Here is a 16,835-nt window from a genome sequence, read left to right on the forward strand (position 1 = left end):
CCCGGCCAGGAGCGGGCCGACGCCTGTCGGGAGGCGGGGTGCTCCGGTGGCATCGGATCGGCGGGAGGTCCGGCGCGTGCCCGCACCTCCGCCGTGAACGGCTCCCTCCCCGACGCCACCGACACGTCGGCGACATCGCCGTCGAGATCGCAGCGCGTCAGCCGGGTGCCCTGCGCCCGGGCCACCCGGTCCGCCACGGCACACGCCTCGGCGGCGCCGTCCGTCCAGTGATCGGCGGCGGCGAGGGCCGCGAGATCGGCGCCTCCGGCTGCCCTGTGCCGCACCGCGACGGCCTCCCCGAGCCCGAGGACGACCCCGGACACCACACACAGCACGGCGATGGCCCCGACGCTCCAGACGGTGGCGGAGCCGCGGTCGCCTGCCCCGCGGCCACCCCGGCCGAGTGGACGGGCGGCGCCCTCGGCCCCGCGGCCACCCCGGCAGGACGGATGAGCGCCGCCGTCGACCCAGCGGCCACCTCGCCCCATGCCCTTTCCGCTGCCGTCAGCCAGGAATTGCCGCCCGTTGCCTCTGCCGCGAGTCGGCTGTCGGATCCCACCTCGCCGCCCAGGGACCCACGGCCGACCTGCGCTCCGTTCACCCCCTTCGGCCCGCTGCCGTTGCCGCCACTCGCCCCCTTCGCCCCGGGGCAGTTGCCGCCGCCTCCCCCAGCACACCGTGACGCGTCCGCCCCCGCCCATCGCGCCCGGTCGAGCCGACGGTCCTCGCCTCTCACCCCGCAGACGCGACCTCACGCCCCCTCCCCACCGACTCCTCCACGGCCGCCACGGCCTCCTCCCGGATGTCGAAGGGCAACCCGTGCAGCAGCGGCGGCCGGGCCTCCACAACCACCCGGACGTGTTCCGACTCCCGGCTGACCGTCACCTTGGCGTCGGCCGGTGCCGCCTCACGCGCCACTTCGACGACCTTTGCGGGCGGATCCTGCCGGGCGGCAGCGCGAGCACCCGCCCGGGCCGCGTCGACGCACTCGATCTGGGCCGCAACCACCAGCAACGCCCAGACCAGCGCCGTCACGAACAGCACCAGCACCGGCAGCACCACGGCCGCCTCCGCCGTCACGAACCCACGGTCCCGGTGCCTCCGCCGCTCACATCCGGCCATCGAGGGCCTGCTTCACGATCTTCGACAACGCCGCGGCCACCGGCCCGCTCGTGACCACCTTGTAGAGCACCACGGCGAACGCCACCGCCGCCACGATGCCCATCGCGTACTCGGACGTCACCATTCCGGCGTCCTTGCGCACGGCGCGGACCCTGCGCACCACGGCACGCAGCCGCGCCTTCACCATCTGATACATGTCAACTCCCTTGCGGTTTTGGATGATTGGGTCGTTCTCTCACTGGTCGGTCGTTGCCGACGTCCGCCGTGTGGCTGCGCCCGTCGCCGGGCTCACCGGCCGTGGGGGCGGCGCCGCCCCGTCGCCCTCTCCACAGCCCGTACTCCGCGGTCCGCTATGCGCCTCCCCCTCCCAGCACTCCGCCCGCGAGGCCGATCACCACGGGGAGAACCCCCACGGCCACGAACGCGGGCAGGAAGCACAGCCCGACCGGGGCGGTGACCAGCACGGCCGCCCTGCGCGCCCGCGCCGTGCCGGCACGGGCCCACTCCGCGCGAGTCCCGGCTGCGATGCGAGCGACCGGTCCGGCCAGGGGGAGTCCCGAGACGTCGGCCCGTTCCAGGAGCCGTGCCAGCGCTCCGGCTCCCGGCAGGGCAGCCAGCCCCTGCCAGGCCACACCGGGTTCGCCGCCCAGCAGCATCTCCGCCGCGCCGTGGGCGAGGGCGTCGCCCACCGGGCCGCCCAGGGCTTCCCCGACCGCCTGTGCGGCCGTCACCGGCCCGGCGCCGGCCTCGATGCAGGCCGCCAGCAGGTCGGCGGCCAACGGAAGTTGCCGGGCCGCCACCGTCGCGTCGCGGGCCTTCGCCGGATCGAGGGAGCCCGCCCGCCGGCGCTGCCACCACCAGAGCGCGAACCCGCCCGTCACTCCGACGCCGGCTCCGCCGAGGCCGCCCACCAGCACCCAGCCGGCACCCGCGACCGCGAGGCAGGAAAGCCACCCCGGGGCCCGCTTCGGCACCGTGAACCACCGGCGGCTCGACGACACTTCCGCGGCCAGCACCCCGGGCAGGCGCCTGCGTGTTCTGCGCGCGGCCCGGGCGCGCCCGAGGGACCGCACCCAGCAGCCGGCGACCGCCACGACCCCCAGCGCCATCCCCAGCCTGTGGATGACGTCGCCGCTCATACGGCCGCCTCCTCGGCGCCGCGCATGATCCGCAGCACCCACCACAGGCCCGCGCCCTCCAGGAGCACACCCGCCGCCAGGCAACCCAGTCCCGAGGCGGTGTGCAGCAGAACGTGCAGCGGGTCGGCTCCGAGGGCCGCTCCCAGACCCAGACCGAGCACCGGGAGCCCGGCCAGCATCACCGCTGTGGCGCGGGCACCGGCCAACTGGGCGCGCAGGTCGGCGCGCAGGTCACGCTCGTTCCGCAGGGCGGCCTCCAGCCGGTCGAGTCCGGCCGCGAGCCCTGCCCCCTGGTCGACGGCCACCCGCCAGCACGCGGCCAGCCCACGCAGCCCTTCGGCACCGGGGTTGCGGGCGGCCACCGCGAGCGCATCCGGTACGTCGCCGCCGAATCGGGCGGCCGCGAGCACCGCGGCCCGGGCCGCACCGAGCCCGCACGAGTCCCGTGCGGCCCACTGCAGCGCCTCGCCGGGCTGGCGTCCGGCTCGGACCTCCCCGGCGAGCGCCCCGCACAGTGCGATCACCGCGTCCCCGCGCCGCTCCTGTTCCCGGCGCTGCTCAGCGGCCAGCCTGGTGCGGCGCAGCAGCGGTACCCCGGCGGCCCCCGCCACGGCGGGGAGCACGGACGCGCCGAGCGCCGCCACCACCAAGCCCCCGGCCAAGGACCACCACTCGTAGCGCAGTCGCCCACGGATCCGCCGCAGCAGTTCGCCGACGGCGCGCGACCACCCGGGCGGACCGCACCCCACCGGTACCGTCCCACCGTCCAGCAGCCGCGCGCCCCTGGCCCGAGTGCGTCCGGTACCCAGCAGCCACAGCGCAGTGCCCAGACAGGCGGTGGCCGCGCCCGCCGCGACCTCGGTCGAGTCGTACATCCTCACGTCCTCCTCACTCCTGTGTTCGCACACCCAGTGGCCGCCGAGGGCCCGGCCGCCGCCGCGCGACCGAAGCCGACGGCCGGACCGCCACCGCGAGACCGCTTCCGACGACAGACCCCGGACCCCAGCGCCCCCGCGCGCCCCGGCCCGGACGACCCAGCGCCGGCACGTCCCCGTCCCACATGACCCAGCGGCCGACCCAGCGGCCGGCGTCTCCCCGGCCCTCGGTTCTCCGCTCCGGCCGATCCCTCGCGCGAAGCAGAAGCAGCCGGGGGTACGCGCGGAGCACCCGGGCGCGGACCGCCGGGCCACGCGTCGCCTGACGCCGTCGGCCGGCCCCGCTCGTCGCACCGTCCGCCCGTACGCCGTGCCCGTACCGGTGTCGCCGTACGCCCGCACGCCGTGCCCGCACGTCGTGCCCGCACCGGTCGCGTCGCCCGCCTCAGAGGCCGAGGTCGGCGTACGCGGCGCGGAGCAGCCCCCGCAACCGTTCCCAGCCCTCCTCGCGGATGAAGGCCTCCGGGCCCCACCGCAGTGCCGGTACCGTCCGGACGAGCCCCGACGGGTCCCGCCGCAGCACGTGCACCTCCGCGATCCGCCGTCGCCCGGCGCGGTCGCGCACCAGGTGCAGCACGACCGACAGCGCGGCGGCCACCTGGCTGTGCAGGGCCAGCCGGTCGAGTCCGGCCGCCGTGCCCAGGGCTTCCAGACGGGCCGGCACATCGGCCGCGGCGTTGGCGTGCACCGTGCCCGAGCCGTCATGACCGGTGTTCAGGGCGGCCAGCAGATGGATCACTTCCGGGCCGCGCACCTCTCCCACCACCAGCCGGTCCGGCCGCATCCGCAGTGCCTGCCGCACCAGGTCCTCGAGGGTCACGAGGCCCGCGCCCTCCTGGTTGGCGGGCCGGGTCTCCAGACGGACGACGTGCGGATGGTCGGGCCGCAGTTCCGCCGAGTCCTCGGCCAGGACGATCCGCTCCTCCGGCCCCGCGAGCCCGAGCAGGGCGCTGAGCAGCGTTGTCTTCCCCGAGCCCGTGCCCCCGCTCACCAGGAACGACAGCCGTGCCTCCAGCAGGGCCCGCAGGATCCGGTCGCCGCCGGGCGGAACCGTCCCCGCCGCCACCAGCTCGTCGAGTGTGAAGGCCCGAGGACGCGCCACCCGCAGGGACAGGCACGCGCAGCCCACGGCGACGGGAGGCAGCACGGCGTGCAGGCGCGTGCCGTCGGGCAGCCGGGCGTCGACCCAGGGGCGGGCGTCGTCCAGGCGGCGGCCGGCCACGGCGGCGAGGCGTTGGGCCAGGCGCCGTACGGCCGTCGGGTCGGGAAAGCGGACGCCGGTCAGTTCCAGTCCCCCGCCCCGGTCAACCCAGACCCGGTCCGGTGCCGACACCAGCACGTCGGTCACCGACGGATCGGCGAGCAGCGGTTCCAGCGGCCCGCTGCCGACCAGCTCGGACCGCAGCTGCTGCGCGGTCCGGAGCACTTCTGCATCGCCCAGGACCCGTCCCTGTTCGCGCAGTGCCTGCGCCACCCGCGCGGGCGTCGGCTCGGCGCCGCGCTCTGCCAGCCATCGCCGGACCCCGTCGAGCAGTCCAGGCATCAGCACCGTGTCGCCGTCCCTTCCGTCGTTCGCCCGGTGGACGGGCCTGCGCCCGCCGTCCGGCGGCGGTCCGGCCGGTCGACGCGGTGGTGCCGGAGCCTGCGGCGGCGGTGAGGGCTGTCGCCGTGGCGCCTGCTGCTCCGGTGACCGGCCGGACGCGAACCAGGCGGACCACGGTCCGCGGCCGGTGGGCCGCTCGCCCCGGGCCGCGTCGTGCCGGTGGGCCGCCGGGCCTTTCCCGGTCGGACTGTCCACGGGCACGGCACCGACACCCTCGGCCAACGTCCTCACGTGGACGACGCCTGCCGCTCGTGCCCCCTCCGCCGCCCCGGTCCGCGCAGCACCTCCGTCAGGGATCCGTGCCGCACGGTCCGGTGTCGGCGGGAGCCTCATGCCACCCGGTCGCCCACCCGCCCCCCACGCCGTCACGTCGTCCCGCCGCCCGCCCTGGCCCCACGCCTGCCCGCCACCTGCCCGTGCACCGAGCTGCGTCGCAGCCGCGCCACACGCCTCCGCACCCCGTTCCTGGGTCGTCACGACGCCCTCGCCTCCACCAGCGCCCGCTCCCAGAACTCCTTGCAGAAGCGGGCCAGCGGTCCGCGGGCCGACGCGGCGGGCGGGCGGCCCGCTGCGTGTCCGTGCCGCAGATCCGGGTCGACGGGTACGTCCCCCGCCAGGGGCAGCCCGAGCAGCCGCGCCACTTCGCGGTCGTTCAGGCCGGGCGCGTACGGTCCGCGCACCGCCACGCGGAGGTCGCGCACCACCATGCCCACGGCGGAGGCCACCCGCCCCGCCGCGGCGACGGCGCGCAGTTCGGCGGGGACCACGAGGACCCCGAGGTCGACCTGGGCGAGGGCCTCGGCGACCCCGTCGTCGACACGTCGCGGCAGGTCGACCACCACCGCGCCCCCGCCGCGGCGTGCGGCAGCGAGCACCGCGCGGACCGCCTGCGGCGGCACGGCCACGCAGTCGCCGCGGTCCCAGCTGAGGACCCGCAGCGAGTGCAGTTCCGGCAACGACTCCTCCAGGGCGCCGCCACCGACCCGTCCGCGCGAGGCGGCGAACGCGGGCCAGCGCAGACCGTCGGCCGACTCGCCGCCCAGGACCACGTCGAGCCCGCCACCCAGCGGATCCGCGTCCACGAGCAGGGTGCGCAGCCCTTCGCGGGCGGCGGTGACGGCGAGGGCGCACGCGAGGGTGGACGCGCCGGCCCCGCCCCGGCCGCCGATGACGCCCACGGTCAGTGCGGGGCGGCCGACGCCTTCGGCGACGTCGGCGATGCGGTCGACCAGCCACTGTTCCCCGTCGGGCAGCATCAGTACGTGGTCGGCGCCGATCTCGACGGCCCGCCGCCACACACCGGAGTCGTCCTGGTCGCGCCCCACCAGCACCACCCCTCGGCGACGCGCGGCACCGCGCACCCTCCGCGAGGCGTCGTCCCCGACGATGACCAGGGGTGCCGCCTCCCAGCGGCCCCGGCGCTCCGGCAGGCCGTGGTGGACCTCCGGAGTGGCGCCTGCCGCCGCGCACAGGCGCAGCAGGTCGTCCAGGAGGCCGGCGTCCTCGGTGACGATCAGTGGCCCGCCCTGCCGGCCTCCTCCGGTCCTCGGCGGCGGGTCGTGTGCGACGGTTCCAGCCATGGTGGTCCCCCTTGCTGCACAGGGCGCGCGGCCTGTGCGGCTGCGCGGTGTACGGACGTGTGGAGTGCCGGAAAGCGCCTTCTCCTGCGGAGATCCGACGGAATCCGGCCAAACGCGACGCGACTTACCCATCCGGCCATGAACTCGCCCCGGACGGGTCGCGTCGGAAACACGGTGCAGCGCCGCGAGAAATAAAGTGGATCTTGCTTGAAAACTGTGGACAAAACGGAGGCTGTGAATACAGCCGTCACCCGAACCAGTGAGAACCGGCGGGCGGGGCGCACCGACTGTGCGACTTTCCGTAGAGCAGTCCGATGGCTACGCAGCGTATTAAGTCATAGCCATGACAAACGAGGCGCCACGCCACGGAAGGCGACAGTCGGACTGCTGGGAGGTCGGGCCCAAAAAGTATCCGGACATGCGACGACCCCCGCCGGGGGGGAGAGCGGGGGTCGTCCCCACGGCCGACTCGGGGGGGGAGGAGTCGGGCCGGGTTAGCACGGTCGCGAACGATCCGTGACTTCCATGGTGTACCCGAGGGCCCTCTCAAGCAAACCCACGCGCCGCACCTTACGCCGAATGGGCTGCGCCTATGCTCGGGGCGTGGAAAACCACTCCTTGCCCCGCACAGCGGCCTTCTTTGATCTGGACAAGACGGTCATTGCGAAGTCGAGCACGCTCACCTTCAGCAAGTCCTTCTACCAAGGCGGTCTGATCAACCGCCGGGCGGTCTTGCGCACCGCATATGCCCAGTTCGTGTTCCTGGCCGGCGGCGCCGATCACGATCAGATGGAACGTATGCGCACGTACCTGTCCGCGCTGTGCCGCGGCTGGAACGTGCAGCAGGTCAAGGAGATCGTCGCGGAGACGCTGCACGATCTCATCGACCCGATCATCTACGACGAGGCCGCCACCCTCATCGAGCAGCATCACTCCGCGGGCCGGGACGTCGTGATCGTGTCGACCTCGGGCGCCGAGGTCGTCGAGCCGATCGGGGACATGCTGGGCGCGGACCGGGTCGTGGCCACCCGCATGGTCGTCGGCGACGACGGCTGCTTCACCGGGGAGGTGGAGTACTACGCCTACGGCCCGACGAAGGCGGAGGCCGTCCGCGAGCTGGCCGAGTCCGAGGGCTACGACCTCGCCCGCTGCTACGCCTACAGCGACTCGGTGACCGACCTGCCGATGCTGGAGTCCGTGGGCCACCCCCATGCCGTGAACCCCGACCGGGCCCTGCGCCGGGAAGCCCTCGCACGACAGTGGCCGATCCTGGACTTCCACCGCCCCGTACGGCTGAAGCAGCGCCTGCCCACCCTGTCCGTGCCGCCGCGCCCCGCGCTGGTGGCCGCCGCGGCCATCGGGGCGGCGGCCGCCACCGCCGGCCTGGTCTGGTACGCCAGCCGACGACGGACGTCCGCGGCCTGATCGCGGACCGGTCCACGCCCTCACCACCGGGAAACCGCACGCCCGTTTAGCGCCCCTTTGAACCCAAAAGTAAAGAAGCGCGGCCGGGTCTTCCGCATCGTCCGTACGTGCAGTACAAAGGATTCACGGCCCGCGAGACCAGGGACATCCGAGAGGATCCCCCGACAGACGCATCGAGGCCCCACGGACCGAGCATGGCCACCAGGCACCCACGCGACGTCGACCCGTCGATTACGGGCCAGCCACACCAGGTGACGGGCGAAGTCCCCGACCTGATGGGTACATATCGAGGACGCTTGGTAACCGGGTGGACATGCCGGCGGCGGTACGAGTTCTCGTACCGCCGCATTCTTGTGCCGCGCGCCCGCACCACTCCGGACCGCCGCCCTCACGGACCGCCACCCTCACCACGGACCGCCGCCCCGTCTCGGCCGACCCGCCCGAACCGCCGCCCACCAGGCGCCGCTCCGCTCGTGCGGCCGTCCGCAGGACCGGCCGGCGTCAGGCCGCTCCGCGCTGCAGGGCCTCGCACACCGCCGTGGACTCGCGCGCCCCCAGCTCGACCGCCCGTCCGCAGTGGACGATCCACGCGGCCACGCCCTCCGGGGTGCCCGACATGTAGCCCTCCAGGGCCGCCAGGTACGCCTCGTGGCCCAGCTCGGCATGCCCCACCTCGGCCGGACACACCGACTTCGGGTCCAGGCCGCTGCCGACCAGGACGATGCGTTCGGCGGTGCGGGCGACCAGGCCGTTGTGCGAGACGAACGGGCGCAGCGCGAGGAGTTCGCCGTGCACCACGGCGGCGGTGACCAGCGCCGGCGCGGACCCGCCCGCGATGATCAGGTCGGCCAGCCCCTCCAGGCGTCCGTGCGCCTCGGCGGCGCCGGGCACGGGCAGCCCGATCCCCGGTTCGTCGACCCGTTCGCCCTGCTTGCGGGGGCGGCCGACGAACTCCGCCTTGTCCGCCGCGGCGACCAGGTGCAGCCGGGCCAGCACCCGAAGGGGTGACTGCCGCCAGATGGACAGCAACTGTCCCGCCTCGGCGGTCAGCCGCAGGGCCGCGCCCACGGTGCGCGCCTCGTCGTCACCGCTGAAGTCGGTGCGCCGCCGCACCTCCTCCAGGGCCCAGTCGGCGCCGCCGAGCGCCGCCGAACCCCGCGCGCCGCGCAGGGCCGCCTCGGACGTGATCTCGTTGCTGCGCCGCCGCATGACCCGGTGCCCGTAGACCCGGTCCACGGCCTTGCGCACCGATTCCACGGAGTCGGCCACACCGGGCAGCGAACCGAGGGCCGCCAAGGGATCTCCGCCACTCGACGCCGGACGGGGGCCGGGCGGAGGGCCCGCGGACGCACCAGTCGTACTCATGGGTACGACCCTAGCCACCCCGGGGACCCCACCCACGGAGGAGTGGTCTTCTTCACGTCGGATTGCCACATACAGCTATCGCACCACTACGCTTGGTGAACATGAAAATTGCTTTCGTTGGGAAGGGCGGCAGCGGCAAGACGACGCTGTCCTCCCTGTTCATCCGCCATCTCTCGGCCGAGGGAGCTCCGGTCCTGGCAGTCGACGCGGACATCAACCAGCACCTGGGGGCCGCCCTCGGGCTGGCCGAGGAGGAGGCCGCGGCGCTGCCCGCGATGGGTGAGCACCTGCCGCTCATCAAGGACTACCTGCGCGGCACCAACCCGCGCATCCCGTCGGCCGCCGCGATGATCAAGACGACGCCGCCCGGCGAGGGCTCCCGGCTGTTGCGGGTGTGCGAGGAGAACCCCGTCTACGACGCCTGCGCCCGCCCGGTGGAACTCGACGACGGTGCCGTCCGTTTGATGGCTACCGGCCCCTTCACCGACGCCGACCTGGGGGTCGCCTGCTACCACTCCAAGACGGGAGCGGTGGAGCTGTGGCTGAACCACCTCGTCGACGGCCCGGACGAGTACGTCGTGGTCGACATGACGGCGGGTTCGGACTCCTTCGCCTCCGGCATGTTCACCCGCTTCGACCTCACGTTCCTCGTGGCCGAGCCGACCCGGAAGGGGGTTTCCGTCTACCGGCAGTACAAGGAGTACGCCCGTGACTTCGGCGTCGCCCTGAAGGTGGTCGGCAACAAGGTGCAGGGCCCGGACGACCTCGACTTCCTGCGCGCCGAGACCGGGGACGACCTGCTGGTGACCGTCGGGCACTCCGACTGGGTCCGCGCACTGGAGAAGGGCCGCCCGCCCCGCTTCGAGCTCCTGGAGGAGTCCAACCGCGGGGCGTTGCGCCTGCTGCGCGAGGCCGTCGACGCCTCGTACGAACGGCGGGACCGGGAGCGCTACATGCGCCAGATGGTGCACTTCCACCTCAAGAACGCCCAGGCGTGGGGCAACGAGCGCACGGGCGCCGACCTCGCGGCCCAGGTCGACCCCTCCTTCGTCCTCGGGGAGGGCGTCACGGCCACCGCATGACCGGGTCGCTCCGGCGGGAGGTACCGGGGGCCGGACGCCCCTGAGGTGCGCCGGGCGGGTGCCGTGGGGATGCGCCGGGTGTCCCCGAGCGGTCGCCGGGCGGGACGCCATCGGAGGTGTGCCGCCGCCCGCGCAAGTGCGTTGCTCGGCGCCCCGCGCCGCCGGCACCGTGACGGATCCGCCACCCGGCGGGGCGCCGACAGAGCCGGCCGCCCGCCCCGCCACCACGTCGGCGGAGGGCGGGCGGCTCCACGGCCACCGCCGGGCGGTCAGTCCTTGGCGGCCGGCGCCCCGGGGACGCCCTTGGGCGCCGGGGCCGGGGCGGCTGCCGCCAGGTAGGACTTCCAGTCCTTCTTCGGGGCCTCGCCGACCCCGAGGCCGCGCAGCTTCTCCAGCGTCTTCGGGTCCTGCGCGTCCAGCCAGTCCACGAGCTGGCGGAAGGAGACGCAGCGCACCTCGGACTTGGTGCACACCGTCTCGACGACCTCCTCCACGGCCCGCATGTAGGTGCCGCCGTTCCAGGACTCGAAGTGGTTGCCGATGATCAGCGGGGCGCGGTTGCCGTTGTAGGCACGGTCGAAGCCCTGCAGCAGGGAGTCCCGCATCTCGTCACCCCACTGCTCGTGCTTGGCGGGGTCGCCCTGCGTGGTCGTGCCGGACTGGTTGACCATGTAGTTGTAGTCCATGCTCAGCGTCTCGAAGGACCGTCCCGGGAAGGGCACCAGCTGGAGCGAGAGGTCCCACAGGCCGTCCTTCTTCTTCGGCCAGACCTGGTTGTTGACGCCGCTGGTGTCGTAGCGGAAGCCCAGGTCCCGGGCCGCCTTCATGAAGTTCTCCTGGCCCTCCAGACACGGGGTCCGGGCGCCGATGAGCTCCTTGTCGTAGTCGAAGGGGAGCGGGGCCGCGTTCTTGACCCCGGTGTTGGTCTTCCAGGTCTTGACGAACCACTTGGCCTGGGAGATCTCGTCCTTCCACTCCTCGACCGACCACTCGCCGACCCCGCCGCCGTTGCCGCAGAAGTGGCCGTTGAAGTGGGTGCCGATCTCGTTGCCCTCGAGCCAGGCCAGGCGCAGTTGCTTGACGGTGTCGGTGATGCCCTGGCGGTCGTTGAAGCCGATGTCGGAGCGGCCCGGCGAGTGCTGCGGCGGGCGGTAGAGGTCGCGCTTCTCCTCCGGCAGCATGTACACGCCGCTCAGGAAGTACGTCATGGTCGCGTTGTTCTCCTTGGCGACCTTGCGGAAGTGCGAGAAGAGCTTCTGGCTGTCCTCGCCCGCTCCGTCCCAGGAGAAGACGACGAACTGCGGGGGCTTCTCGCCGGGCTTCAGCCGCTCGGGCTCGGGCAGGTGCGGCTGGGCCCCGGTGTAGGCGGTGGATCCGTCGCCGATCAGCTGCACCACGTTCTTCGGCGCCGGAGCCGGCTTGGCCTTCTCCCGCTCCTTCGCGGAGTTCTCGGTGTCGGTCCCGCAAGCGGCCAGTGAGGCGGCGCAGACCGCGACGATCACGGCGCCCGCTGCGATCCTGTGGGTGGCGGCCATCTTCCGCCCACCTTCTTCCTTCTCTCGGACGAACCCTCGCGAGGGCGATGTCAGGTGCTGCCGCGGCACGCCGACAGCGCCGCCAACGTCGCACGGCACGGAAGCAGGGATTAGTACGACAAGCCGATGGAATGGGCACTTCACCCCCCTGGGTGATTCCTTGACCTGTATGCCGGGAAAGTCACGATCTACCTTTTACTCCGAATTACGATTCGTTTACCGCCAGTTGGGAGTGCGTGCGCATCGTCCCGCCGTGGTGACGCCGTGCCGGCGCCGCGCCCCACCGCCGCGACCAGCCCGCCGCAGCGCGGAGCCCCACCCGTTCCGCGACCGCGCAGACCCCGAGGAGACGGGAAACATGTCAGCCTGCGTCCCCGCCCGCGCCGCCGACCTGAATCGGACCGAGCGCGCCCATCCGCCCCACAGCCCGCCGCCGACCGGACCGTGGCGCCCTCGTATCGCGGGCGCCGACGTGTCCGCCTCGGTCGCCGTCTTCCTGATCGCCCTCCCCCTGTCCCTGGGCATCGCCCTCGCCACCGGCGCGCCGCTCCAGGCCGGCCTGGTGGCCGCCGCCGTGGGCGGCCTCGTCGCCGGAATGCTCGGCGGCTCCCCCCTCCAGGTCAGCGGCCCCGCCGCCGGGCTCACCGTGGTCACCGCCGACCTCATCCAGCGCTACGGCTGGCGTACGACCTGCGCCATCACCGTCCTCGCCGGTCTCGCCCAGCTCGGCCTGGGCTGCCTGCGGGTGGCCCGCGGCGCACTCGCCGTGAGCCCGGCCATCGTGCACGGCATGCTCGCCGGCATCGGGGTCACCATCGCCGTCGCCCAGGTGCACATCGTCCTCGGGGGCACCCCGCAGAGCTCGGTGCCCGACAACCTGCGGGCCCTGCCCGCCCAGTTGGCCGACTTCGACCCCGCGGCGGTGTCCGCGAGCCTGCTGACCCTGATGCTCCTGATGTTCTGGCCACGGCTCCCCGGCCGCATCGGCCGCATCCTGCGCAAGGTCCCGGCCGCCCTCGTCGCCGTCACCGGGGCCACCGCCGTGGCGTCCGCCGCGGGCCTCGCCCTGGCCCAGGTCGACCTGCCGTCCTGGCGCAGCCACGCCCTGGCCGGGCTGCCCGAAGGCCCCGTACTGGGACTCGTGGCCGCCGTGCTCACCACCACGCTGGTGTGCAGCGTGCAGTCCCTGCTGGGCGCGGTCGCGGTCGACAAGCTGGCGTCGGCCCGCCCCGGCCCCCAGCACGTCACCCGCTCCGACCTGGACCGTGAGCTGCTCGGCCAGGGGGCCGCCAACATCGTCTCCGGCAGCCTCGGCGGCCTGCCCGTCGCCGGGGTCGCCGTGCGCAGTTCCGCGAATGTGCGCGCGGGTGCCGTGAGCCGGAACTCCACGATGCTGCACGGCGTTCTCGTAGTGATCGCCGCACTGCTGATGGTCCCTCTCCTGGAGCTCATCCCGCTCGCCTCGCTCGCCGCCCTGGTGATGGCCGTCGGCATCCAGATGGTGTCCCTCCACCACATCCGCACGGTGACCCGCCACCGTGAGGTCCTCGTCTACGCCGTCACCACCCTCGGTGTGGTGTCCCTGGGCGTTCTGGAGGGCGTCGTCCTCGGCATCGCCGTGGCCGTCGCCGTGGCCCTGCACCGTCTGACCCGCACCCGCATCACGCACACGGAGAAAGGAGGCACCCACCGGATCCACGTGAGAGGGCAGTTGACCTTCCTCGCCGTGCCGCGACTCAGCCGTGCCCTGCACCTGGTGCCCCCGGGCGCCGACGCCGTCGTGACGCTGGACGGGTCGTTCATGGACCACGCGGCGTACGAGGCGCTGCACGACTGGCAGAGCACCCACCGCGCACGGGGCGGCAGGGTGGAGGTCACCGGCCGTCGCGCCGGCCTCCGGCTCGCGGAGCCGGGGCACCGCACCGGGCCGCCCCCGGCCGAGGGCACGGAGGAGGACAGCGCGCCGGCCGGCGGCTGCCGCTGCAAGCCGTGGACCGCCTGGCGCAACCACCAGTGCGAGCGCCCGTCCGCGCCCCCCGTGACCGGCGCTCCTCCTCCAGGGGAGGCCGGGACGGCACGCGTCGACCGGCCGCGCGAGATCGGACGGGAGCTCGTCCGGGGCATCAGCGCGTTCCAGCGGGACACCGCCCCGCTGGTGCGCGAGGAGCTGGCCCGGCTGGCGCGCGAGGGACAACGGCCGTCACAACTGTTCCTGACCTGCGCCGACTCGCGACTGGTCACCTCGATGATCACGTCCAGTGGTCCGGGAGACCTGTTCGTGGTGCGCAATGTGGGCAACCTCGTCCCACCGCCCGGCGAGGAGGGCGACGACTCGGTGGCAGCCGCCCTCGAGTACGCCGTGGAGGTGCTGGCGGTGCGTTCGATCACCGTGTGCGGCCATTCGTGCTGCGGTGCGATGCAGGCGCTGCTCGACGCGCCCCCGGCGGGCGCCTGCACCCCGCTGAGCCGCTGGCTGCGGCACGGCCGGCCCGCCCTGGCCCGCCTGGAGGGCACGGACGCTCCGGCCGAGCGACTCGCCGGGGGCCCGCCCCGTGACGCCGTCGAGCGGCTCTGCCTGAGCAACGTGGTCCAGCAGCTGGACCACCTCAGGGCCCACGCGTCGGTCGCCCGCGCCGTCCGGGAGGGGCGGCTCGACCTGCACGGGATGTACTTCGACGTGGCCGACGCGCAGGCGTACCTGCTGACGGAGAGGGAGGAGACACGGACCTTCGACCGCGTCCGCGCGGAGGAACTGCCGACAGCGGATGTCCCAGGTGAGGGATCCGTCCCGGTGTGAAAGGCGGTACCCGACCTGAACCGGGAGCCGTCGGCATCCGTGGGTATCGGTGACCCCCCGGCCGCCCGACCATTCGACACCGAGCCAACACCGACCCGACACCGCAACAGGTCTAAACCACTTTGCCGTCACCCCTTGTCACGGCACCCTCGGTTCTGATGAGCTGTGGCCTGGGACACAACGGACACACCTGGGAAAGGCAGATGCCGTGAGCAACGAAAGCCTGGCCAACCTTCTGCGGGAGGAGCGTCGCTTCGCGCCGCCCACTGACCTGGCCGCCCACGCCAACGTCACGGCCGAGGCGTACGAGAGTGCCAAGGCTGACAGGCTCGGCTTCTGGGCCGAGCAGGCCCGTCGGCTGACCTGGGCCAAGGAGCCCACCGAGACGCTCGACTGGTCCAACCCGCCGTTCGCCAAGTGGTTCCAGGACGGCGAGCTCAACGTCGCCTACAACTGCGTCGACCGCCACGTCGAGGCCGGGCACGGCGACCGCGTCGCCATCCACTTCGAGGGCGAGCCGGGCGACAGCCGCACGATCACCTACGCCCAGCTCAAGGACGAGGTGTCCCAGGCCGCCAACGCCCTGACGGAACTGGGCGTGCAGAAGGGCGACCGGGTCGCCGTCTACCTGCCGATGATCCCCGAGGCCGTCGTGGCGATGCTGGCCTGCGCCCGCATCGGCGCGGCCCACTCCGTGGTCTTCGGTGGCTTCTCGTCGGACGCCCTGGCCACCCGCATCCAGGACGCGGACGCCCGAGTGGTCATCACGGCCGACGGCGGTTACCGGCGCGGCAAGCCGTCCGCCCTCAAGCCGGCGGTGGACGAGGCCGTCGGCCGGGCGGACATCGTGGAGCACGTCCTCGTCGTCCGCCGCACCGGCCAGGACATCGCCTGGACCGAGGGCCGCGACGTGTGGTGGCACGACCTCGTCGGAAGGCAGAGCAGCGAGCACACGCCGGAGGCCTTCGGCGCCGAGCACCCGCTGTTCATCCTGTACACGTCCGGCACCACGGGTAAGCCGAAGGGCATCCTGCACACCTCCGGCGGCTTCCTCACCCAGACGGCGTACACCCACTGGTCGGTCTTCGACCTGAAGCCGGAGACGGACGTGTTCTGGTGCACGGCCGACATCGGCTGGGTGACCGGCCACTCCTACATCGTCTACGGCCCGCTCGCCAACGGCGCGACCCAGGTCATGTACGAGGGCACCCCCGACACACCGCACCAGGGCCGCTTCTGGGAGATCGTCCAGAAGTACGGCGTCACCATCCTCTACACCGCGCCCACCGCGATCCGGACGTTCATGAAGTGGGGCGACGACGTCCCCGCCAAGTTCGACCTGTCGTCGCTGCGGCTCCTGGGCTCGGTCGGTGAGCCGATCAACCCCGAGGCATGGGTCTGGTACCGCAAGAACATCGGTGGGGACCGCACCCCGGTGGTGGACACCTGGTGGCAGACGGAGACCGGCGGCATCATGATCTCGCCGCTGCCCGGCGTGACCCACGCCAAGCCCGGCTCCGCCCAGACGCCGCTGCCCGGCGTGGCCGCGACCGTCGTCGACGACGAGGGCAACGAGGTGCCCAGCGGGGGCGGCGGGTACCTGGTCGTCACCGAGCCCTGGCCGTCGATGCTGCGCACCATCTGGGGCGACGACCAGCGCTACATCGACACGTACTGGTCCCGGTTCGAGGGCAAGTACTTCGCGGGCGACGGCGCCAAGCGCGACGACGACGGCGACATCTGGCTGCTCGGCCGGGTCGACGACGTGATGCTGGTCTCGGGGCACAACATCTCCACCACCGAGGTCGAGTCGGCCCTCGTCTCCCACCCGTCGGTCGCCGAGGCGGCCGTGGTCGGCGCCGCCGACGAGACGACCGGCCAGGCGATCGTCGCCTTCGTCATCCTGCGCGGGACGGCGGCGGAGACCGAGGACCTGGTCGCCGAGCTGCGCAACCACGTCGGCGCCACCCTCGGTCCGATCGCCAAGCCCAAGCGGATCCTTCCGGTGGCGGAGCTGCCGAAGACCCGCTCGGGCAAGATCATGCGCCGTCTCCTCAGGGACGTCGCGGAGAACCGTCAGCTCGGCGACGTCACCACCCTGACCGACTCCACCGTCATGGACCTCATCCAGGCGAAGCTGCCGCAGTCGCCCAGCGAGGACTGAGCGACGGCTGAGCAAGGCCCGAGCGAGGGCTGAGCAAGGCCCGAGCGCGGACTGACGGTGGCGTCCGGTACGACCGGCATGCAGGGCG

At 73.3% G+C, this 16,835-nt stretch carries 12 protein-coding genes and 1 pseudogene; 4 read left to right on the plus strand and 9 right to left on the minus strand.

Features of this window, described 5'->3' with window-relative positions; translation table 11 throughout:
- Positions 1-35: 35 nt before the first annotated feature.
- The 7 genes and pseudogenes from AC02VZ_RS19205 to ssd form a co-directional block, all read right to left on the minus strand.
- Positions 36-341 (minus strand): annotated as a pseudogene (locus tag AC02VZ_RS19205) (Rv3654c family TadE-like protein); the annotation flags it as partial.
- A 391-nt stretch (positions 342-732) separates the two neighbouring features.
- Positions 733-1,122: a TadE family type IV pilus minor pilin gene (locus tag AC02VZ_RS19210; protein WP_476475960.1), complete on the minus strand. Its 390-nt coding sequence runs from the start codon at positions 1,120-1,122 to the stop codon at positions 733-735.
- On the minus strand, positions 1,109-1,318 hold the full coding sequence (locus AC02VZ_RS19215) for a DUF4244 domain-containing protein (RefSeq protein ID WP_432054537.1): 210 nt from the start codon (positions 1,316-1,318) through the stop codon (positions 1,109-1,111). The genes AC02VZ_RS19210 and AC02VZ_RS19215 overlap by 14 nt, the downstream gene beginning before the upstream one ends.
- A 154-nt stretch (positions 1,319-1,472) precedes the next feature.
- Positions 1,473-2,261, minus strand: coding sequence for a type II secretion system F family protein (locus AC02VZ_RS19220; RefSeq protein ID WP_476475961.1), 789 nt, complete (start codon positions 2,259-2,261; stop codon positions 1,473-1,475).
- Entirely contained in the window at positions 2,258-3,136 is an 879-nt protein-coding gene (locus AC02VZ_RS19225; RefSeq protein ID WP_476475962.1) for a type II secretion system F family protein, read from the minus strand. Before AC02VZ_RS19225 ends, AC02VZ_RS19220 begins: the two co-directional genes overlap by 4 nt.
- A 445-nt stretch (positions 3,137-3,581) precedes the next feature.
- Positions 3,582-4,739, minus strand: coding sequence for a TadA family conjugal transfer-associated ATPase (locus tag AC02VZ_RS19230; RefSeq protein WP_476475963.1), 1,158 nt, complete (start codon positions 4,737-4,739; stop codon positions 3,582-3,584).
- Between the two features lie 533 nt (positions 4,740-5,272).
- The gene (ssd, locus tag AC02VZ_RS19235) at positions 5,273-6,379 is read right to left on the minus strand and encodes a septum site-determining protein Ssd (RefSeq protein ID WP_476475964.1); all 1,107 of its coding nucleotides are present in this window, start codon (positions 6,377-6,379) and stop codon (positions 5,273-5,275) included.
- A gap of 579 nt (positions 6,380-6,958) precedes the next feature.
- On the opposite strand from ssd, the gene AC02VZ_RS19240 reads away from it, so the two are divergent.
- A complete protein-coding gene (locus AC02VZ_RS19240; RefSeq protein ID WP_476475965.1) occupies positions 6,959-7,804 on the plus strand; it encodes an HAD family hydrolase in 846 nt (281 codons plus the stop codon).
- A 501-nt stretch (positions 7,805-8,305) separates the two neighbouring features.
- On the opposite strand, the gene AC02VZ_RS19245 is transcribed toward AC02VZ_RS19240, so the two are convergent.
- Positions 8,306-9,169: a Fic family protein gene (locus AC02VZ_RS19245; RefSeq protein ID WP_476475966.1), complete on the minus strand. Its 864-nt coding sequence runs from the start codon at positions 9,167-9,169 to the stop codon at positions 8,306-8,308.
- Between the two features lie 101 nt (positions 9,170-9,270).
- Between AC02VZ_RS19245 and AC02VZ_RS19250 the strand changes: the two genes are divergently transcribed.
- Positions 9,271-10,251 carry an ATP-binding protein gene (locus AC02VZ_RS19250; protein WP_476475967.1) on the plus strand — a complete coding sequence of 327 codons (981 nt, stop codon included), beginning with the start codon at positions 9,271-9,273 and terminating at the stop codon, positions 10,249-10,251.
- Between the two features lie 269 nt (positions 10,252-10,520).
- On the opposite strand, the gene AC02VZ_RS19255 is transcribed toward AC02VZ_RS19250, so the two are convergent.
- A complete protein-coding gene (locus AC02VZ_RS19255; protein WP_432054544.1) occupies positions 10,521-11,786 on the minus strand; it encodes a polysaccharide deacetylase family protein in 1,266 nt (421 codons plus the stop codon).
- A gap of 358 nt (positions 11,787-12,144) precedes the next feature.
- Between AC02VZ_RS19255 and AC02VZ_RS19260 the strand changes: the two genes are divergently transcribed.
- Both AC02VZ_RS19260 and acs read left to right on the plus strand, forming a co-directional pair.
- Complete coding sequence (locus AC02VZ_RS19260) at positions 12,145-14,583, plus strand: bifunctional SulP family inorganic anion transporter/carbonic anhydrase (protein WP_432054545.1); 2,439 nt, start codon at positions 12,145-12,147, stop codon at positions 14,581-14,583.
- Positions 14,584-14,791: 208 nt separating this feature from the next.
- Positions 14,792-16,747, plus strand: coding sequence for an acetate--CoA ligase (gene acs, locus AC02VZ_RS19265; protein ID WP_432054546.1), 1,956 nt, complete (start codon positions 14,792-14,794; stop codon positions 16,745-16,747).
- Positions 16,748-16,835 lie beyond the last annotated feature (88 nt).

This window comes from Streptomyces sp. 3-6 (assembly GCF_056323165.1).